The organism is Enterobacter sp. 50793107 (assembly GCF_001463365.1).
Classification (GTDB): Bacteria; Pseudomonadota; Gammaproteobacteria; order Enterobacterales; family Enterobacteriaceae; genus Enterobacter; species Enterobacter cloacae.
On sequence record NZ_LNII01000122.1, the window covers coordinates 25458 to 46440 of the forward strand.

Here is a 20983-nt window from a genome sequence, read left to right on the forward strand (position 1 = left end):
AGGCTCCTTTTTTAGATTAGTGACGACCGTGGCCGTGACCATGTCCACCGCGACCTTTACCGCCGCGATCCCAGCCGCCACGGCGGTCATCACGGTCGTTCCAGCCTTCGCGATAACCACGCTCGTAGGCGTTGTTTTTGTACCAGCCGCGGTGCAAACCATTATCATGTTTCCACCAGCGGTCGCCGCGCCACTCATAGTGACGGTGCCAGTAGTCACGGTCGCGCCAGTAGCCACCGTCCCAGTATCTGCCGTAGTCGTCACGATCGCCAATTTGTAATTTTACTGATGGCAACAGGGTGATTTCGCCAGCAGTGGCGACCAGCGGGGCCGAAGCCAGTAATACCGCTGCAAGAATCAGTGACCTGAACATACTCTTCTCCTTCACGATCGGGGCCTTAGGGGGCCTGTTAACGCAATTTTACGAGTTGGGAAAGCCTCGTTTCATCGCCTCAACTCCGAATTCAGACGTGATAGCACTTTTTGCTAAAACAGGATTTATTTTGAGCTATTCAGGATCCCGTCAATGGTGGCAAGCTCTTCCGCCGTGAAATGGCGGTTCTCCAGCATGCCCACTGCATCGTCTATTTGCCCGGTTTTACTGGCGCCAATCAGTACGGAAGTTACCGCCTCGTGGCGCAAAATCCAGGCCAGCGCCATCTGAGACAGCTTCTGTCCCCGGCTTTCTGCCAGCGCGTTCAGTCTTCTGACTTTTTCCAGTTTCTCCTGGGTTATCTGATCCGGGTTCAGGAACTTACTCCCGCTCGCGGCGCGGGAGTCCGCCGGAATGCCGTTCAGATAACGATCGGTCAGTTGACCACCCGCCAGCGGCGAGAATGGAATGCAGCCGACACCTTTTTCCTGCAAAACGTCCAGCAAGCCCGCTTCCGGCGCACGTTCAAACATTGAATATTTCGGCTGATGGATCAGACACGGCGTGCCGAGGTCATGGAGTATGTCGATAGCCTGCCGTGCAAGCTCGGCCGGGTAATTGGACAAACCGACATACAGGGCTTTCCCCTGACGCACCAGATGGTCAAGCGCTTTCATTGTCTCCTGCAGCGGCGTTTCCGGGTCAGGACGGTGGTGATAGAAGATATCAACATACTCCAGCCCCATACGTTTCAGACTTTGATTCAGGCTTGCGATGAGATATTTGCGCGATCCCCAGTCACCGTAAGGGCCGTCCCACATGGTATAGCCCGCTTTCGTCGAGATGATCAGCTCATCGCGCCACGGCAGAAAATCTTCCTGCAAAATGCGGCCGAAATTGCGCTCGGCGGAACCGGGAGGCGGACCATAGTTATTGGCAAGGTCGAAGTGTGTAATACCAAGATCAAACGCGCGCTGTAAAAGTTGACGGCTGTTTTCGATAAGCGTGGCGTCACCGAAGTTGTGCCAGAGCCCAAGAGAGACGGCGGGTAATTTAACGCCACTTTGCCCACAGCGACGATACAGCATTGTCTGATAACGGTTTTTATCTGGCTGATAGTGCATTCTCATGACCTCTGGCGCTAAAAAGTAAGAACAGTGTATGCGTTTACACTGATGTGAAAAAACAGAGCATAGCGCAGCCTTTTTTGTAAAGCATTCTTTCCATACTCTTCTTTTTGCCATTTCTGGACAGTCATCACGCTTATTTAATACTCAAAGTGAGGTCAACGTCAGAAGGACACCTGTTATGCGAACCCCGTACTGCGTCGCCGATTACCTGCTGGACCGTCTTACAGATTGTGGTGCCGATCATCTGTTTGGCGTGCCGGGCGACTATAACCTGCAGTTTCTCGATCATGTCATCGACAGCCCGGATATCTGTTGGGTGGGCTGTGCCAATGAGCTAAACGCATCTTATGCCGCTGACGGATATGCCCGATGTAAGGGCTTCGCCGCGCTGCTGACAACATTTGGCGTAGGGGAATTAAGTGCCATGAACGGCATGGCCGGCAGCTTTGCCGAGCATGTTCCGGTGTTACACATTGTGGGGGCACCGGGTACGGCCTCACAGCAAAAAGGGGAGCTGCTGCACCACACGCTGGGTGATGGTGAGTTCCGTCACTTTTACCATATGAGTGAACCGATCACGGTCGCGCAGGCGATCCTGACCGAACAAAACGCCTGCTACGAAATCGACAGAGTATTAACAACCATGCTGCGGGAGCGACGTCCAGGCTACCTGATGCTGCCAGCCGATGTGGCTAAAAAATCAGCCACGCCGCCTGTAAACGCTCTCACGTTTAAGACCGCGCATGCCGATCACGCCTGCCTGAAAGCGTTCCGAGACGCCGCCGAGAGCAGGCTGAAAACAAGCAAGCGTACCGCGCTGTTGGCCGATTTCCTGGTCATGCGCCACGGCATGAAACATGCCCTGCAGAAGTGGGTGAAAGAGGTGCCCATTGCCCACGCCACCATGCTGATGGGCAAGGGCATTTTTGACGAACGCCAGCCCGGTTTTTATGGCACGTACAGTGGTTCTGCAAGCGTCGGGGCGGTAAAAGAGGCCATCGAAGGGGCGGATACGGTACTGTGCATTGGCACGCGTTTTACCGATACCCTGACGGCGGGGTTTACCCATCAACTGACGCAGGCGCAAACGATAGAAGTGCAGCCACATGCCGCACGGGTGGGGGATGTCTGGTTTACCGGTATCCCTATGTCTGACGCGATCGAGACGCTGGTGGCTCTCTGCAAACAGTATGTCCACGATACCCTGGCGCCAGTCTCTCACAGCGGTATCGCCTTCCCGCAATCCGAGGGCTCGCTCACTCAGGAGAATTTCTGGAGCACCCTGCAAACCTTTATTCGCCCGGGTGACATTATTCTTGCCGACCAAGGGACGTCAGCCTTTGGTGCGATCGATTTGCGTCTGCCGGCAGATGTGAATTTTATCGTCCAGCCGCTGTGGGGCTCCATTGGCTACACCCTGGCCGCGGCGTATGGTGCCCAAACCGCCTGTCCAGACCGGCGCGTCATTGTGCTCACGGGGGATGGCGCCGCGCAGTTGACCATTCAGGAACTGGGCTCGATGCTGCGTGATAAACAGCACCCCATTATCCTGGTGCTCAACAATGAAGGGTACACCGTAGAGAGGGCCATTCACGGACCGGAACAGCGCTATAACGACATTGCCTTATGGAACTGGACGCAAATTCCGCAGGCACTGAGCCTGGATCCTCAGGCACAGTGCTGGCGGGTCAGTGAAGCGGAACAGCTGGCGGAGGTGCTCGAAAAAGTGGCACACCACGAGCGGCTATCACTGATTGAAGTGATGCTACCCAAAGCGGATATCCCGCCGCTGTTAGGGGCGATTACCAAAGCGCTGGAAGCGCGTAACAACGCCTGATCACTTGTCGTTACGCCAGGCCATCATCATCGGTTTGCCCGCCAGCAGGAGCCAGGCGGGCAACATCACGATGCAAAGTAACGGGATGAGAGTAGTATCCGGAACCACCACCGCGGCCATAAACAGGCTCAGCCAGGCATCACGCGTCACCACCAATACCAGCCCCAGAATAGAGCAAGAGACGGTTATCGCCGCCGGAACGGCATCCACATGTTCATGCAGCATCAGCCCCAACGCGACGCCAACAAAGACCGCCGGGAAGATCCGTCCGCCACGGAAACCGCACGCTGCCGCCACCACCAGCGCAGCCAGCTTTATGAGCGCAAACAGCAAATAATCGGACACGCTAAATACCTGACTGAAGGCCAGCTGTTGCATCTCATCCAGACCTTTAAACAGCGTTACCTTACCGCCGATGGCCCCTAAAATGCCGAGGATCAATCCGCCAACCCCGAGGATAAGCACCGGATGTTTGAGCTTATGCACCAGCCGGTGCAGACGCGGCAGACACCATACGGCGATCATCCCCAGCGCAATGGCAATAGCGACCACAACCGCACCGCTGAATATATCGGCTATCTGCATCTGGCCGTAGTGGGGAAGGGAGAGCGAGAAGTGTGGATTGAAAAACAGACTGGTGGTGAGCGCACCGGCCGCGGCGGCCATCAGTGGCGCAAAGAGTTTATCCCAGAGCGGCACGTCGTTATTGCTGGAAAGCGTCTGCGAGAAAATCAGCGCGGCCGCGACCGGCGTACCGAAGAGCGCGCCAATGGTGCCAGCCGATGCCAGAATCGTCCAGTCCAGGGCCCCGACGCGGGGTAAAATGCGTGAACCGAGATACACCGCCAGACCGATGTTGACCGCCATGATCGGGTGTTCCGGCCCCAGGCTAACGCCGCCCGCCAGACCGATAATCAACGCGATAATAAGTCCTGGCAGCGCTGCAGGTGCGACCGGAGCACCAATCAGCGGTTCCAGCGCCGGATCTGGCCCGGCGTGCCCTGGGCTAAAGCGGATCACCAGACCCACCGCAATCCCCGTCAGGGTCAGCATCATAATGATCCACGCCGGCGAATCAACGCTGATACCCACCTGAGCCGGAAGCGCAGTCCATAACATCGTTTGCAGCACCGAGGCGACTTTCATCACGACGATAAGCACCAGGCTTGAGACAATACCAATAATTAAGGCCGGGATTGCCAGCAACAGCATGGTTCTGGCTCGCGGGTGGAGCATGATAATTTCCTTGTACAAAAAGGTATTACGTTACTTTGCACAATCAGCATTGTGGCAATAGTGCAAAAGGTGCTGAAACGGTAAAGTTATTCTGTGACGAAGATCGATAATCCCGGGGCATTCACCTTCCGGTCGTTGTTGTTATCACGCCTTGAATTTACAGTGTTCCAAAGATTTATTCTGACTTTAGCGGAGCAGTAGAAGAATGACAAAGTATGCTTTGGTAGGAGATGTGGGCGGCACTAACGCGCGCCTGGCATTATGCGATGTAAGTAGCGGTGAAATTTCCCAGGCGAAAACCTATTCAGGGCTGGATTACCCCAGCCTTGAGGCCGTTGTACGCGTCTATCTGGAAGAGCACAAGGTCAGCGTTGAAGATGGCTGTATCGCGATTGCCTGCCCGATTACCGGCGACTGGGTCGCGATGACCAACCATACCTGGGCATTTTCCATTGCCGAGATGAAAAAGAACCTCGGCTTTGCACATCTGGAAATCATCAACGACTTTACTGCGGTGTCGATGGCCATCCCGATGCTGAAGCCAGAGCACCTGACTCAGTTTGGCGGTACTGCCCCGGTAGAAGGCAAGCCGATTGCCGTTTACGGTGCCGGTACAGGGCTGGGCGTTTCGCATCTGGTTCATGTTGATAAGCGCTGGGTGAGTCTGCCGGGTGAAGGTGGCCACGTGGACTTTGCACCGAACAGCGAAGAAGAGGGCATTATTCTGGAAGAGCTACGCGCTGAGATCGGCCACGTGTCGGCTGAGCGCGTGCTTTCCGGCCCGGGGCTGGTAAACCTGTATCGTGCCATTGTGAAGTCTGACGGCCGTCTGCCGGAAAATCTGCAGCCGAAAGACGTGACCGAGCGCGCACTGGCAGACAGCTGCATCGACTGCCGTCGCGCACTGTCGCTGTTCTGCGTGATCATGGGGCGTTTTGGTGGCAACCTGGCGCTTACGCTCGGCACCTTTGGTGGCGTTTACATTGCCGGTGGCATTGTGCCGCGCTTCCTGGAGTTCTTCAAAGCGTCAGGCTTCCGCGGCGGGTTTGAAGACAAAGGACGTTTTAAAAGCTACGTGCAGGACATTCCTGTTTACCTGATTGTGCACGACAACCCGGGTTTACTTGGCTCGGGCGCCCACCTGCGTCAGGTGCTCGGCCAGATCCTCTAAAACCCAGCCCCTCTCTTGCGGGAGAGGGGATTTACAGGTGCATTAACTGGCGGAACTCTTTGACCTTGCTGCGGCTCACTGGCACCTGAAAATCAAGATCCTTCAGGCGCAAAATGTAGGTATTGTTAAACCACGGCTCGATCTCGCGGATCTTGTTTAAATTCACACAAAACGAGCGGTGACAGCGGAAGAAATGCGCTGTCGGCAGCTTGCTGCAAAACTCGGTAATGTTCATCGCCATCACGTACGATTCCCGCCGGGTATAGACAAACGTCATCTTTTCATGGGCTTCGGCATAGTAGATATCGTTAACCGGCGTCACGATGATACGTTCATCCTTCACCAGGTTAATCGTGTCATTCTCACGTACTGCGGGGCTTGCGGTGACAGGGGCGTTCTGCTGTTGCCACGCGGCCTCCAGCTTTTGCAGCATGGTGACGATGCGCGACTCCTGGTAAGGCTTAAGGATATAGTCAAACGCCTCCAGCTCGAAGGCTTCAACTGCGTGCTCCTTCCAGGCGGTGACGAAGACAATAAACGGCTTATGGGCAAATTGATTGATGTTTTGCGCCAGTAATACGCCATCCAGCGACGGAATGTTGATATCAAGAAAAATGGCATCAACGCGGTTATGCTGCAAAAACTTCAGCACGTCCAGACCATCGTCAAACGTGCCCACGATCTCCATCTGACTGTGCGTTTTGATGAGCCAGCTCAGCTCCTGTTGAGCCAGAAACTCATCTTCTACAATGATCACTTTCACGGGTTACTCCGGCCTAAGGCAACAGGGATGTAGACGCATGAACGGGAGAGCGTTCATTCGGGATATAAAAGGCGATCTCGGTGCCCGGTTCAAGGCGCTGAATATGCAGCCCGTCGCCGTACAGCAGTTTGACCCGGTGGTGGACATTCAGCAGCCCAATCTTATTCCCCGGCATCTCGTTGGCCTCAACGCGCTCAATGACTTTAGGATCAATTCCGTGGCCGGTATCGCGCACGGCAATCCGCACGCGGTTGCCGCTTTCGGTCACGCTGATGGTCACCACCCCTTTCCCTTTACACGGCTGAATCCCGTGGACGATAGCGTTCTCAACCAGCGGCTGGATCAGCAGGCTTGGGATCACACAGTTGACCTCTTCATCAATATCGTAAATGACCGTGAGTTTGTCACCAAAGCGCGCCTGCTCAATCGCAATGTAATCCTTGATCTGATAAAGCTCTTTTTTAATGTCGATCTGCTCGTCATCTTTTAGCTCAATGTTGTAGCGCAGATAGCGTGACAGATTGAAAATCAGCTGACGTGCGGTATCCGGATTAAGTCGAATGGACGAGGAGATCGCATTCAGCGCGTTAAACAGAAAATGAGGATTAATTTTACTCTGCAGCGCGCGCAGCTCTGCCTTATTTGCCATCTCGCGCAGCTGTTCCGCGCGTGAGACCTCCAGCTGGGTAGAGATAATCTGCGACAGCCCGATGGCCATCTCCTGCAGGGAGGAGGTGATCTGGTGCGCGTGGCAGTAGTAAATTTTCAGGGTTCCCGTCACCACGCCTTTCTCCCACAGCGGGATCACCAGCATGGAGTGAATTTCTGGGGTTCTGTGGGCTTCATCATTGTTTTTAATGATGATTTTACCGTAATTGATCGCCTGCCTGGTGGTGGGGCTGATGGTGTCATCGCTGTCCTGATAGTTATGCTCACCTACGCCAACATAGGCCAGGACGTGGTCGATATTGGTAATAGCCACGGCATCGGCATGAATATCGCGACGGATGATATCGCAGACCTGACGTAAGGATTCGGCGTTAACATGGCGGAAGAGCGGCAGCGTTTTGTTGGCGATATCCAGCGCCAGCTTGGCCTGACGTGCGGCGCTGGCCTCTTTTTCCCCTTCAACGCTTTGCACCAGCAGCACGATAAAACCGATACAGACGCTGCCGAGGATCATCGGAATACCGATTTTAGAGACAATATCCAGCCCCAGCGCAATGGTGGGAGCCCAGACGACCACCAGAACCATGGTCAGCGTTTCGCACAGCATGCCCGCGATGATCCCGGCGCGCCAGTGCTGCTTTTTCGGTATTTTGCGGTTAATCCAGCCGGAAAGGACACCGGCGATGATGCTGGTGATAAAACACGGCACCGCCGTCACGCCGCCGATATCTATCAGGTAACGATGTGTCCCGGCGATGAGACCCGTAATAATGCCCACCCAGGGGCCAAACAAGATCCCACCGGACATCACGGCGATAACACGCACGTTGACCAGCGACCCTTCTACCGGCACCCCGGACCAGGTGCTGAACAGGGCGAACAGTGAAAAGATGGCGGTAACGGCCAGTAGCTCTTTTGCCGAGTGGGCGGACTTGTGCAAAAGCTCGCGGAACAGGCGAATACGAATGAGGAAAAACAGGCAAATCAGCATTAATGCCGCACGGTCAAAAACCGCCAGCAGCATATCGAATATTTCGTGCACGAGTCGACCAGCGAAAAGAGGAAAGCCCAATGATAAAAAACCTGACGCCTGTTGACCAGCTATCCGTCGGGTTTATCAAATGAGGAAAAACCATAATCTTCAAAGGGGATTGAGAGTGGCTTCCTGAAGATGCCAGTTTTTTTACTCCTGGAGAACGACAAGGTAACAGTTTTGATATCATCATGTTAAAGACTGGGTATTAAAATTGCACAATAAGCAGGAACGCTTCCGCTTTCGGTATCTGAAGGTTCCCGTTTTTAACGCGACATCTTTTTTTTTGCTTAACCCCTCGACAGCATGTTTTTTTTCAGGTTATTTTCTAAACACGCCACATAAGTGGCAGCGTCGCTCGGACGGTCCGGGCGCTAACGTTAATCTGAGGAATCTATGGCTGAATTCAGTCCTGAACGCCGTTTTACGCGTATCGATCGTCTCCCCCCTTATGTTTTCAATATCACTGCTGAACTGAAGATGGCTGCGCGTCGTCGCGGCGAAGATATTATCGATTTCAGTATGGGTAACCCTGACGGCCCAACGCCTGCGCATATTGTTGAGAAGCTCTGCACGGTCGCCCAGCGCCCGGATACGCACGGTTACTCCACCTCTCGCGGCATTCCTCGATTACGTCGTGCGATCTCTCGCTGGTATCAGGATCGCTATCAGGTTGATATCGATCCGGAAAGTGAAGCCATTGTCACCATTGGCTCGAAAGAGGGGCTGGCGCACCTGATGCTGGCTACGCTGGATCATGGTGATACGGTGCTGGTGCCTAATCCAAGCTACCCCATCCATATTTACGGCGCGGTGATTGCCGGCGCGCAGGTTCGCTCTGTGCCGCTGGTGGAAGGGGTCGATTTCTTTAACGAGCTGGAACGTGCGATTCGTGAAAGCTATCCGAAACCGAAGATGATGATCCTCGGCTTCCCGTCTAACCCTACGGCGCAGTGTGTAGAACTCGACTTCTTTGAGAAAGTCGTCGCACTGGCGAAGCGTTACGATGTGCTGGTGGTACACGACTTAGCCTACGCCGATATTGTGTACGACGGCTGGAAAGCGCCTTCCATTATGCAGGTTCCGGGCGCACGTGATGTGGCGGTGGAGTTCTTTACCCTGTCGAAAAGCTACAACATGGCGGGGTGGCGTATTGGCTTTATGGTGGGTAATAAAACGCTGGTGAGTGCACTGGCGCGTATTAAGAGTTACCACGATTACGGCACCTTTACCCCACTGCAGGTGGCCGCTATCGCCGCGCTGGAAGGCGATCAGCAGTGTGTTCATGATATTGCCGCCCAGTATAAACGCCGTCGCGATGTGCTGGTGAAAGGGCTGCATGAGGCTGGCTGGATGGTGGACATGCCGAAAGCGTCAATGTATGTCTGGGCAAAAATCCCTGAGCCTTACGCGGCGATGGGGTCACTGGAGTTTGCCAAAAAGCTGTTGCAGGACGCGAAAGTCTGCGTCTCGCCGGGTATTGGCTTCGGTGATTATGGCGATACCCATGTACGGTTCGCGCTGATTGAAAACAGCGACCGTATTCGTCAGGCGGTGAGGGGCATTAAGAGTATGTTCCGCGCCGACGGGCTTCTCGCATCAAAGAGTGCCGTTGAACAGCACGAATCTTAATGACATAAAAAAACAGGAGCCAACGGCTCCTGTTTTTTTGACTGCATGTTCTTCGCTAGATCATCAGGGCGAAGGTTCCGGCCCACACTAAAACAATCACCGAAATGCCCATAAAGAAATATTTCACGTTTCATCGCTCCGCGTATCTTCTGGTACGCACTTAAAAACAGAGTCCACCTGATTATAGAGAACTGACATTTGCCTGAGACGGAAATGAGAATTATCCCGTTACGATGCAAACTCCAGCTCAGAATTCTGTGCTTTCCTGTTGCCAGACGGCGCTAATGTACGCCTAAAAATGAGGGGTGACAAGAGGCATTTTTTTAAATACTTTCCGTAACTTACGGGTGTCGTGGAACGGCGACAGTTTGATTTCAGAGCGCAATAAATCCACGTTGAGCGACGGCAAGAAAAGACAATTACTCAGGGTGATTACAGGTGATTGAAAAGGTTAGTTTCTTAGCGAAACTAACCTTTCTCCACATTAAATATAGAGAGACGCTTCGCCATGCGGCCGCGTTTTGAAACGGCGATGCATCCACAGATACTGCTCCGGCGCGCGCATAATTTCGGTCTCGATAACTTTATTGATGAACGCTGCGGCTTCGCATTCATTTTCCGGATAGTTTGCCATCTCCGGTGAGATGTGCAGACGATAGCCAGATTTATCAACCTTTCTCACCATTGTCACGGTCAGCATTGCGGCGCCTGACAGACGCGAAATCACGAACGTGCCGTTGGTGGTGGCAACACTTTTAACCGCAAAGAAGGGCGCAAAACTGCTGCCTTTACGTCCGTAGTCCTGATCGGGTGCAAACCAGACGGCTTCGCCTTTCTTCAGGGCGCCGACCATACCGCGCAGATTGTTACGGCTGATCATCGCCTTATTGGAACGCATGCGACCACGGGTTTGTACCCACTCCATCAGCGGACTGTTGTGCGGGCGGTAGGTGGCCATCATCGGCTGACAAAGCCCCATTACTCGGCCGCCCAGCTCCAGCGACATAAAGTGGACACCAACCACCATCACGCCACGGTTTTGCATTTGCGCGCGTTTCAGGTTTTCGAGACCTTCCACGTCAAACCATTTGCGGACGCGCTCATCAGGCCAGAACCAGGCCATGCCGGTTTCAAGCAACGCCATGCCGATAGATTTAAAGTTCTCGGCAATCAGTGTTTCGCGCTGCTGCGCATTATACTGGGGAAAGCACAGTTCGAGATTTTTACGGGCAATAGATTCACGACGTTTGAGGAAGTGGCGGGATGCGCTGCCGAGCCTGGAGCCCAGTACGCGGATCACAGGATAAGGAAGTTGAACCAGAAGCCAGAGTACGCCAAGACCAAACCATGTAAACCAGTAACGCGGGTGTAAAAACGCACGTTTGAAGTGGGATTGAGACAAAATAGTGAACCTATGTAAAGCCTTTGAAAGTAACGCATAAAGCGATACCACGTGCCAATTAGACCGTTGGACAAGGTCATGGTTGCAGGCTTTACCGATCTTTACGGCGTTGCCTGACCACTGCTGACGTTGGGTGGGCGGCGTAATGTAGCACCGTTATACGATATGTGCTATTACTCGTTTTTGATTAAAAAAGCGGCACCTGGAAAGGGTGTTGATTTTGTTGCTGTTGTTGATTATCACGCATGCCAGACGGTGAATCCGGGCGCTTAATTCCCGTCGGACAAGCTAACGATCTCCCCTGGAGGGTGTAAATGGAAACCTATTTACAAACCGTAAGGGATGAGTGGATTCAGTTAATCAATGAAACGGATCCCCTCGTTCATCAACTTACTGCGCAACTGGCCAGCGATCATGCTTCTGGTCTGATTACGGAGTTTTATCGTGTGGTCCTGGCCGACCCTCATGCAGCGGAGTTTCTGACCACTGAGCAGGTTGAAAGGCAGCTGCAGGAAGCGCTGCGCCGTTGGCTTGTTGATGTTCTCTCATGCCGGGTTGAACAGGTTGATGAACAGATGCGGGCTCAGCAGCGCGCCGCCGATGTTCACGCCCGAATAGGTATATCAGTCGACCTGGTTGAGATGGGTTTTCGGATCCTGAAAAAGCTGTTGTTACCCCTTATTAATGCCACACCACACCCTTCTGAGACCAAGTTAAGCATCTATCACTACGCCATTAACAGCATTGATCTGGCAATGGAGGTGATGTCGCGCGCGTATGTCTTCAGCGAGAACAATGCGGCAAAAGAGGACGAGAACTATCGAATCTTCTCGCTGATGGAAAATGCGGAAGTCGAGAAGGAACGGCAGACCGCCGCATTACTGACGTGGGAACTGTCGCTGCTTTATAAAGTGATGCTGGACTCCAGCATCGACAATAGCCGGCCGCTCGGGCAGTCCGACTTTGGGCTGTGGTTCAGTCATAAGGGACGTCACTACTTCAGTGGTATTGCCGAAGCAGGGCATATCTCTCGTCTTATCCAGGAGTTCGACGCGGCTTTTCATGACGTTCGTCAGACAGACGATGCCCTTCACGACAGACTGCGGCAGGTGCAATTTTTGCGGCTGACGCGAACGACCTTCTCGCAAATCGTGACCCTGCTGCATGAGCTGTTTGATGAGGTAGCCCGGCACGAGGTGGGCGTGGATGTGCTCACGCGTCTGCTCAACCGTCGCTTCCTGCCAACCATTTTTAAACGTGAAATTACCCAGGCAAGTCGTTCTGGTACGCCGCTGTCGGTGTTGCTTATTGATGTCGATAAGTTCAAGCAAATCAACGATACCTGGGGGCACAACACGGGAGATGAAATATTAAGAAAGGTTGCCGGGGCATTTTATGACAACGTTCGCACCTGTGACTATGTCTTCCGCTACGGCGGAGATGAGTTTTTGATTGTGCTAACGGAAATCACCGAAGCCGATACCCTGCGCATTGCCGAGCGGATCCGCCGACGCGTGGAAAAAATTAAGGTTCATTCCCCGACAGGCGAGCCAATACCGTTGTCGCTTTCGATTGGGGCGGCCATGTTTAATGGTCATCCTGACTACGAACGTCTGATTCAGGCTGCGGATGAGGCGTTGTATGGGGCAAAACGACGGGGGCGAAACTGCGTGGAGTTATGGAAAGCGCAGTGATGTTTACTATCAAAGTGTCCCCTGCAGGAATCGAACCTGCAACTAGCCCTTAGGAGGGGCTCGTTATATCCATTTAACTAAGGGGACGAGGCGGCACGAGTATACCGTTATTTACACTTTGCGTTAAGCGCATTGCCGCCCGACTGCTCAAAGAGTCACCATTCAGGCCGATTTATTTGCCGACTTTTCATCATTTTCCTGCGCTTTCAGCTCGGCTTTACGCTTATTAGACATGTCATTACGGATCTGGGCATGACTCAACAGCGCAAAAATAAAGGTTCCGCCGCAGATGTTGCCCGCAAGCGTAGGCAGTGCGAATGGCCAGAAGAAATCGCTCCAGTGAAGCGTGCCGTTAAACACCAGATAGAGGATTTCTACAGTACCTACCACGATATGGGTGGTGTCGGCCAGCGCAATCAGCCACGTCATTAATATGATTACCACAATTTTGGCGCTGCCTGCGGAAGGGAACATCCAGACCATTGTCGCGATAATCCAGCCAGAGATAATGGCGTTAGAGAACATCTCCACGGGCGTGTTTTTCATCACATCCATACCGATTTTCACAAACGCATCCCGGGTGGGGTCATCAAATATCGGCATATATTCAAACGCCCAGGCGGCGATACCCGTGCCGATGAGGTTGCCCAGCAGGACCACGCTCCACAGACGCATCAGTAAGCCAAAGTTACCCAGAGTCGGGTTTTGCATGACAGGCAGAACGGCGGTGACCGTGTTTTCAGTAAAAAGCTGCTGGCGGGCCATAATGACGATGATAAAGCCGAAGGTGTAGCCCAGATTCTCCAGCAAAAAGCCACCGGGTACACCTTCAAGCTGCACATGGAAAATGCCCTTCGCAAGTAGCGATGCCCCCATTGAGAGGCCGGCCGCGATAGCGGACCACAGCAGGGCCATGGCATCGCGCTCCATCTCCTTTTCCCCATCCTGACGGATATGTTCATGGATCGCCATCGCGCGGGAGGGAAGGCGATCTTCATCAATCTCTATCTTTTCACCGCGCTCTTTTTCCTCGCTCTCAATTTCAAGTTCTTCATTGCTCTCGCCAATTTTCTCTTCGCCCACGTCTTTCATAACCGCTCCAGTTGGGTGTTCTTTCTTTTAAGCGTAGCGGCTTTTAACAAAATGCCCGTGGGGATGCTCTTAAAGTGAGGGTAATGGCAACAAAGGTGAGACATCTCATTCAAAGCCATTATAAAATTGCCAGCGAAACGAATTCTAAAAGCCAGGCTATGCTGAGATCAGAGTGACGGTGGTTACTGCCCGTAATTGTGCTCATAGACATCGGTAAACGTGCTGATACAATCACTTGCACGTTTACAGACGGAGCATCAAATGCTCCGTTACGGATGGCAATCAACGATAGCCATACTGAACAGGGAGAATTTTATGAAACTTCGGCTGTCGGCGCTTGCGCTGGGCGCGACGATGCTTGTGGGCTGCGCCAGCTCCGGGGAGCAAACGGGACGCTCCGATCCTCTCGAAGGATTTAACCGCTCAATGTATAGCTTCAACTATAACGTGCTGGATCCGTATGTGGTTCGCCCGGTGGCGGTTGCATGGCGTGATTATGTTCCCCAGCCTGCGCGTAACGGGTTGAGCAATTTCACCAGTAACCTTGAAGAGCCAGCGGTGATGGTCAACTACTTCCTGCAAGGCGATCCGTATCAGGGGATGGTGCACTTTACTCGCTTCTTCCTGAACTCCCTGCTGGGGATGGGGGGCTTTATCGATGTCGCCGGCATGGCGAACCCGAAACTGCAGCGTGAACAGCCGCACCGCTTCGGGAGTACGCTGGGTCATTATGGCGTCGGTTACGGCCCGTACGTTCATCTGCCGTTCTATGGCAGCTTTACCGTGCGTGATGATGGCGGTGATATGGTGGATACGCTGTATCCGGTTCTTTCGTGGCTGACCTGGCCGCTGTCGATTGGTAAATGGACGGTAGAAGGAATTGAAACACGTGCGCAACTGCTCGATTCCGACGGTCTGCTGCGTCAGTCTTCCGATCCATATATCATGGTGCGTGAAGCTTACTTCCAGAATCATGACTTTATTGCCAATGGTGGCAAGCTGAAGCCGGAAGAGAATCCAAACGCGAAGGCAATCGAGAACGAATTAAAAGATATCGATTCGGAATAAATAAAAAAGGTGAGCGATGCTCACCTTTTTTGATCCCTGCGCGAATTAGAACGCGTAGTTGAAGTTCAGGCCATACAGCCAGGCTTTACCTTCGGAAGAGAACTCATACGGACCTTCCTTGAAGCTGACTTTTTGACCGTGCATATACGAAACACCCGCATCGACAGAGGCATCTTTGTTGAATGCATAGGTCGCACCGGCGCTCAGCCAGAAGCGGTCCTGATCCGGAATGGAGATAGAACGTTTGTCAGCCGGAACCGGGCTATCATCGAAGGCAATACCGGTACGGAACGTCCAGTTGTCATCCATATAGTAGGTGGTACCCAGTGCGATGCGGTAGGCATCACGGAAGCTTTCATCTTTATAGAACAGCGTGTCGCCTTTGCTGTTGGTCGCTTTCAGCTCCTGGAACTGGCTCCAGCTGGTGTAGGTCAGGCTATAGTGAATCGCCCACTGTGGTGCCACGCGGTTATAACCGGACAATTCCCACATTTCCGGTAAGTGCAGACTCAGAGAACCGCCAGTGGTACGGCCATCGGTGCCCATTGGCAGGCCGAAGGTGCCGAGGATCTGGTTATAAGCAGAAGGCAGGCTGCTCTTGTAGTCGCCGTCAAAGTCGATTTTCACTTCGGAACGGTAGGTGAAACCGTAACGGTTGTTTTTATCGAGTTCATAAAGGATACCGGCGTTCCAGCCAAAGCCCCACTCGTCACCCTTCAGATAGGCGATCTGGGTGTCTGCCGGGATCCCTGCAACCTGTTGTGCCAGAGGCGGCGGCAGTGCGCCGGAGCCCGCAACGATTTTGCCGAGATCGCCCGCGTAACGTTCGATTTTCGCTTTAGCATAAACGGCATCAAAGCCAACGCCGAAGCTCCAGTTACTGTTCAGACGGTAAGCACCGCTCAGGTTCAGGTTCAGAGTCTCAAGGTCGGTTTTACCGCCATAGGCTCCTGCTGCGTAGTCGTTATTAAACTCGGTCGCTAAACCATAGTTAGAGGTTACGGATGCACCCCAGCCAAACTGGTCGTTGATTGGCGCGACGAAGTGCAGGTTTGGCACCCATGCCGTTGGTGCGATGTTATCGGAATTCAGGCTGGCTCCGCTCGGGGAACGGCCCGTAATATCCACACCCGGATCAACAAAGATGGCGCCCGCTGAGAACGTTGGGCGATCAAACATCATGATCAGCGCAGGGTTACGACTGGCGTTTCCTGCATCATCAGCAATTGCACCTTCCCCGGAATACGCACGGCCAAGGCCAGAGGAAGAAAATTCGTTTAACTGGAAGCCCGCTGACCAGGCGGACGTAGAGACGATTGCCACTGCGACTGCCAGCGCAGTCTTGTTGAACAGGGTTTTCTGGCTCATGACCATAACCTCATTGAGTTATTTTTATTCAATAATTGTTACATACCGTAACAGGAGCGCGAAGTGTAGGGTCTGAGGTATGACATACAAATCAGACCAGTGGCCAGAGTATAGGTCTGACCAGCTAGAATGTTGCAAGTTTGTTTATTAATATTTTCAAACATGTTTCTTGAAACGAGATCTGGTTGGCAAAAATGTGACCATCACGACTCACCCAAAAGGGCGAATTTTGTTTTAGATCATTTTTTAGTGTGATATTGGTCACTTATCCCGTTTTGCGCCATTAACGGCTGGAGAGCGTCTGCATCGGGGCGTAAAATATCAGCATCGTGTTTGTCTCGCGTCCTGCGCGAATACAGAGGAAATTGAGATATGAGTAAATGCAGTGCTGATGAAACCCCGGTTTGCTGCTGTATGGATGTTGGTACCATCATGGACAACTCCGATTGCACCGCCTCTTACAGCCGCGTGTTCACCAACCGTGCCGAAGCGGAAGAAACCCTGGCGGCGCTGAGCAAGCGCGCGCGCGACGTAGAATCCGATCCGTGTGAAATCAAGTCCACCTACACGGAAGTGGACGGCGGCGTGAAGCTGGATATCGACTTTATCTTCGCCTGCGAAGCTGAAACGCTGATTTTCCAACTCGGTCTGCGTTAATCTCCGCGGCCTGATGCCCTCTCCTACGGGTGAGGGTGCAAACACTCAAAACGGTAACCTCTGGGTTACCGTTTTGTTTTTACCTCGGGGCATTTTCTTTTTTCTTCTCTGTGTTTTAGTTCGCATTTTTTCGTTTCCCCAATTGGCTGAATGTAAAAAAATGGTTAAGACTATTTATCAGGTCAGACCACTTTATGTTTGCAAAAAATTTTTACAGGGGAATGTTATGAGTCAGGCATTACCGCTTATCACCCGACAAGGTGACCGCATTGCCATTGTCAGTGGATTGCGTACGCCGTTTGCGCGTCAGGCGACAGCGTTTCACGGCATACCGGCCGTCGATCTGGGGAAAATGGTGGTGGGGGAGATGCTGGCTCGCAGCGAAATACCGCCTGACGTCATTGAGCAGCTGGTTTTTGGCCAGGTTGTTCAGATGCCAGAAGCCCCGAACATTGCACGAGAAATTGTCCTTGGCACCGGAATGAACGTGCATACGGATGCTTACAGCGTCAGCCGTGCGTGTGCAACCAGCTTTCAGGCGGTGGCAAACGTGGCCGAAAGCCTGATGGCGGGCACCATCCGCGCCGGGATCGCCGGCGGGGCAGACTCGTCCTCCGTGCTGCCGATAGGGGTCAGTAAAAAGCTGGCCCGCATTCTGGTGGATGCAAATAAAGCGCGCACCGCCGGGCAAAAACTCAAGCTCTTCTCGCGTTTACGCCTTCGTGACCTGATGCCTGTTCCACCTGCGGTGGCTGAATACTCCACCGGCCTGCGCATGGGCGACACCGCCGAGCAGATGGCCAAAACCTACGGCATTACCCGGGAGCAGCAGGATGCGCTGGCTCACCGTTCCCATCAGTTGGCGGCGAAAGCCTGGTCGGAAGGCAAGCTGAACGACGAGGTGATGACCGCGTATATCCCGCCTTACCGCGAACCGCTGGTGGAAGATAACAACATTCGTGGCACCTCGACGCTGGCGGACTACGCCAGACTGCGTCCGGCATTCGACCGCAAACACGGCACCGTTACGGCCGCCAACAGTACTCCGCTGACGGATGGTGCTGCCGCGGTGATCCTGATGACCGAATCGCGAGCCAAAGAGCTGGGCCTTACTCCGCTCGGTTATCTGCGCAGCTACGCGTTCACGGCGATCGACGTCTGGCAGGACATGCTGTTAGGCCCGGCCTGGTCCACGCCCCTGGCGCTGGATCGTGCAGGGTTGACCCTCGCTGATTTAACGCTGATTGATATGCACGAGGCCTTTGCCGCACAAACCCTGGCCAACGTTCAGCTACTGGCCAGCGAACGTTTTGCTCGCGATGTGCTTGGCCGCGCCCATGCCACTGGAGAAGTGGATCAAAGCAAATTTAACGTACTGGGCGGCTCTATCGCCTACGGTCATCCGTTTGCGGCGACGGGGGCGAGGATGATCACCCAAACATTACATGAGTTACGTCGCCGTGGCGGCGGTTTTGGCCTCGTCACCGCCTGCGCGGCGGGCGGTCTTGGGGCAGCAATGGTTCTGGAGGCTGAATAATGGCAATGGCATCTGCATTTAATCTGACGGTTCGCCTCGATAACGTGGCTGTGATTACCATTGATGTCCCCGACGAAAAGATGAATACCCTGAAGGCGGAATTTGGCGTTCAGGTGCGCGAGATGTTAAAGCAGATCCGCGAGAACAAAGCGATTCGCGGCCTGGTGTTTATCTCGGCAAAGCCAGACAACTTTATTGCCGGGGCCGATATCAACATGATCGCCCGGGCGCAAAGCGCGCAGGAGGCGGAAGATCTGGCGCGTCAGGGGCAGCAGGTGATGGCGGAGATCCATTCGCTGCCGATCCCGGCGATCGCCGCGATCCACGGCGCATGCCTGGGCGGTGGGCTGGAGCTGGCGCTGGCCTGTCACAGTCGTATTTGTACTGACGACGCGAAAACCGTTCTTGGGTTGCCGGAAGTACAGCTTGGGCTGCTTCCCGGCTCCGGTGGAACGCAGCGTCTGCCGCGGCTGGTTGGCGTTAGTACAGCGCTGGAGATGATCTTAACCGGCAAACAGCTGCGCGCCCGTCAGGCGCTGAAAGCGGGGCTGGTTGATGACGTCGTTCCGCATTCCATTTTGCTGGAAGCCGCCGTAGAGCTGGCGCTGAAGGGACGTCAGGCAAGACGTGTTCTGCCGGTACGTGAGCGCGTCCTGGCCGGGCCGCTGGGGCGGGCGCTGCTGTTTAGCATGGTGGGCAAGAAAACCGAACAAAAGACCAAAGGCAACTATCCGGCGGCGAAGCGCATTCTTGAGGTGATTGAAACCGGGTTGTCGCAGGGCAGCAGCAGCGGTTATGCCGCGGAGGCAAAAGCCTTTGGTGAACTGGCGATGACGCCGCAATCGCAGGCGTTGCGCAGCATCTTCTTTGCCAGCACTGACGTTAAAAAAGATCCGGGTAGTGACGCTGAACCTGCGCCGCTCAACGCCGTTGGCGTTCTCGGGGGCGGACTGATGGGCGGCGGCATTGCGTTTGTCACAGCCAGCAAAGCCAAATTGCCCGTACGTATCAAAGACATCAACCCGAAAGGGATCAACCACGCACTGCAGTACAGCTGGCAGAACCTTGATCGGAAGGTTAAACGCCGCCATATCAAGGCAAGCGAGCGGGATAAAATCGTGGCCATGATCAGCGGCACTACGGACTACCGTGGTTTTGCCCATCGCGATCTGGTCATTGAAGCGGTGTTTGAAGACCTGGCGCTTAAGCAGCAGATGGTTGCGGACGTTGAGCAACATTGTGCGCCGCACACGATTTTCGCCTCGAACACCTCTTCATTACCGATCGGTGATATCGCAGCGAAAGCCGCGCGTCCTGAGCAGGTGATTGGCCTGCACTTTTTTAGTCCGGTTGAAAAAATGCCGCTGGTTGAAGTTATTCCACACGCGTCAACCAGCCCGCAGACTGTCGCTACGGTAGTGAAACTGGCGAAAAAGCAGGGCAAAACCCCGATCGTCGTGGCAGATAAAGCGGGTTTCTACGTCAACCGAATTCTGGCGCCGTATATCAACGAAGCGATGCGCCTGCTGGTGGAAGGGGAGAAGATCGAACACGTCGACGAGGCGCTGGTCAAGTTTGGTTTCCCCGTTGGCCCAATCCAACTTTTGGATGAGGTAGGAATAGACACTGGCACTAAAATTATACCTGTGCTGGAGGCCGCATATGGCGAGCGTTTTAGCCCGCCTGCAAACATTGTTTCTGCAATTTTGAAGGACGATCGCAAAGGCAGAAAAAATGAACGCGGTTTCTATCTTTACGGTGCAAAAGGGCGTAAAAGCAAGAAACAGGTCGACCCTTCGGTCTATGGGCTTATCCCAACAACCGGACAGGCGAAACTGTCTGCCGTTCAGTGTGCTGAACGCTGTGTGATGATGATGCTTAATGAAGCCGCACGCTGTTTTGGCGAGCAGGTGATTAAAAGCGCACGCGATGGCGATATTGGCGCCGTATTTGGTATTGGTTTCCCGCCGTTCCTTGGCGGCCCGTTCCGTTACATGGACACCCTCGGAGCGGGTGAAGTGGTTGCGATTCTGCAACGTCTTGCCACGCAGTATGGTCCCCGGTTTACACCCTGTGACGAATTATTGCAAATGGCGGAACGGGGCCAGACATTTTGGCCAGCAAGGGAAACTGTCCTCGTAAGTTGAGGTCAAAGAAGGGTAAATCCGGCGGTGAATGAATCTGATTTGGCGATTTTGTAAACAGAGATTGACTATACTTACGCCATTGAGGTAAAAAACAGCGTTTCATTCACCGAATGGATCAGGCACAATGCCCGGCCATCGGGTTTTCTACCTCAAGCATTAATCGCGGGTAGTTAA

General features: G+C 53.7%; 17 protein-coding genes and 1 tRNA gene. 8 read left to right on the plus strand and 10 right to left on the minus strand.

All coding sequences use genetic code 11. From position 1 onward, the window contains the following. Positions 1-16: 16 nt before the first annotated feature. Positions 17-373, minus strand: coding sequence for a DUF2502 domain-containing protein (locus APU11_RS15850; protein ID WP_013098185.1), 357 nt, complete (start codon positions 371-373; stop codon positions 17-19). A 125-nt stretch (positions 374-498) separates the two neighbouring features. After that, on the minus strand, positions 499-1497 hold the full coding sequence (gene mgrA, locus APU11_RS15855; RefSeq protein WP_038984364.1) for an L-glyceraldehyde 3-phosphate reductase: 999 nt from the start codon (positions 1495-1497) through the stop codon (positions 499-501). Positions 1498-1681: 184 nt separating this feature from the next. On the opposite strand from mgrA, the gene ipdC reads away from it, so the two are divergent. Beyond that, positions 1682-3340, plus strand: a complete 1659-nt coding sequence (gene ipdC, locus APU11_RS15860; RefSeq protein ID WP_048972273.1) for an indolepyruvate decarboxylase — start codon at positions 1682-1684, stop codon at positions 3338-3340. Here the strand turns inward: ipdC and APU11_RS15865 are convergent, their stop codons facing one another. Continuing rightward, positions 3341-4576, minus strand: coding sequence for an ion channel protein (locus APU11_RS15865; RefSeq protein ID WP_013098182.1), 1236 nt, complete (start codon positions 4574-4576; stop codon positions 3341-3343). It lies immediately after the preceding gene. A 205-nt stretch (positions 4577-4781) separates the two neighbouring features. Here APU11_RS15865 and glk point away from each other — a divergent pair, with 205 nt between their 5' ends. After that, positions 4782-5747 carry a glucokinase gene (gene glk / locus APU11_RS15870; RefSeq protein ID WP_038420298.1) on the plus strand — a complete coding sequence of 322 codons (966 nt, stop codon included), beginning with the start codon at positions 4782-4784 and terminating at the stop codon, positions 5745-5747. Positions 5748-5778: 31 nt separating this feature from the next. Here the strand turns inward: glk and APU11_RS15875 are convergent, their stop codons facing one another. Both APU11_RS15875 and APU11_RS15880 read right to left on the minus strand, forming a co-directional pair. Beyond that, a complete protein-coding gene (locus APU11_RS15875; RefSeq protein ID WP_013098180.1) occupies positions 5779-6510 on the minus strand; it encodes a LytTR family DNA-binding domain-containing protein in 732 nt (243 codons plus the stop codon). 13 nt (positions 6511-6523) lie between these two features. Then, complete coding sequence (locus tag APU11_RS15880) at positions 6524-8221, minus strand: sensor histidine kinase (RefSeq protein ID WP_032618314.1); 1698 nt, start codon at positions 8219-8221, stop codon at positions 6524-6526. Between the two features lie 387 nt (positions 8222-8608). Here APU11_RS15880 and alaC point away from each other — a divergent pair, with 387 nt between their 5' ends. Then, positions 8609-9844 (plus strand): alanine transaminase, encoded by a 1236-nt coding sequence (alaC, locus tag APU11_RS15885; protein WP_058651773.1) that lies wholly within the window; start codon positions 8609-8611, stop codon positions 9842-9844. Between the two features lie 55 nt (positions 9845-9899). Here alaC and ypdK read toward each other — a convergent pair whose 3' ends face one another. Further along, positions 9900-9971 carry a membrane protein YpdK gene (ypdK, locus tag APU11_RS28105; protein WP_099458937.1) on the minus strand — a complete coding sequence of 24 codons (72 nt, stop codon included), beginning with the start codon at positions 9969-9971 and terminating at the stop codon, positions 9900-9902. A 357-nt stretch (positions 9972-10328) separates the two neighbouring features. Next, positions 10329-11249, minus strand: a complete 921-nt coding sequence (gene lpxP, locus APU11_RS15895; RefSeq protein WP_170955155.1) for a kdo(2)-lipid IV(A) palmitoleoyltransferase — start codon at positions 11247-11249, stop codon at positions 10329-10331. Positions 11250-11560: 311 nt separating this feature from the next. On the opposite strand from lpxP, the gene APU11_RS15900 reads away from it, so the two are divergent. Beyond that, positions 11561-12940 (plus strand): diguanylate cyclase, encoded by a 1380-nt coding sequence (locus APU11_RS15900; protein WP_013098174.1) that lies wholly within the window; start codon positions 11561-11563, stop codon positions 12938-12940. Positions 12941-12955: 15 nt separating this feature from the next. Here APU11_RS15900 and APU11_RS15905 read toward each other — a convergent pair. Together APU11_RS15905 and APU11_RS15910 are read right to left on the minus strand one after the other, a co-directional pair. Further along, positions 12956-13027: transfer RNA gene (locus APU11_RS15905), tRNA-Arg, on the minus strand. Between the two features lie 75 nt (positions 13028-13102). Continuing rightward, positions 13103-14032: a formate/nitrite transporter family protein gene (locus APU11_RS15910; protein WP_058651771.1), complete on the minus strand. Its 930-nt coding sequence runs from the start codon at positions 14030-14032 to the stop codon at positions 13103-13105. Between the two features lie 315 nt (positions 14033-14347). Here APU11_RS15910 and mlaA point away from each other — a divergent pair, with 315 nt between their 5' ends. After that, complete coding sequence (gene mlaA / locus APU11_RS15915; protein WP_013098159.1) at positions 14348-15100, plus strand: phospholipid-binding lipoprotein MlaA; 753 nt, start codon at positions 14348-14350, stop codon at positions 15098-15100. Positions 15101-15145: 45 nt separating this feature from the next. Here mlaA and fadL read toward each other — a convergent pair whose 3' ends face one another. Then, the gene (fadL, locus tag APU11_RS15920) at positions 15146-16468 is read right to left on the minus strand and encodes a long-chain fatty acid transporter FadL (protein WP_014832806.1); all 1323 of its coding nucleotides are present in this window, start codon (positions 16466-16468) and stop codon (positions 15146-15148) included. A 372-nt stretch (positions 16469-16840) separates the two neighbouring features. Between fadL and APU11_RS15925 the strand changes: the two genes are divergently transcribed. The 3 genes from APU11_RS15925 (at position 16841) to fadJ (ending at position 20809) form a co-directional block, all read left to right on the plus strand. After that, positions 16841-17125 (plus strand): YfcZ/YiiS family protein, encoded by a 285-nt coding sequence (locus tag APU11_RS15925; RefSeq protein ID WP_013098157.1) that lies wholly within the window; start codon positions 16841-16843, stop codon positions 17123-17125. Between the two features lie 226 nt (positions 17126-17351). After that, positions 17352-18662: an acetyl-CoA C-acyltransferase FadI gene (gene fadI, locus APU11_RS15930; protein WP_020690612.1), complete on the plus strand. Its 1311-nt coding sequence runs from the start codon at positions 17352-17354 to the stop codon at positions 18660-18662. Next, positions 18662-20809 (plus strand): fatty acid oxidation complex subunit alpha FadJ, encoded by a 2148-nt coding sequence (gene fadJ, locus APU11_RS15935; protein ID WP_060578645.1) that lies wholly within the window; start codon positions 18662-18664, stop codon positions 20807-20809. Before fadI ends, fadJ begins: the two co-directional genes overlap by 1 nt. The last annotated feature ends 174 nt before the right edge of the window (positions 20810-20983 follow it).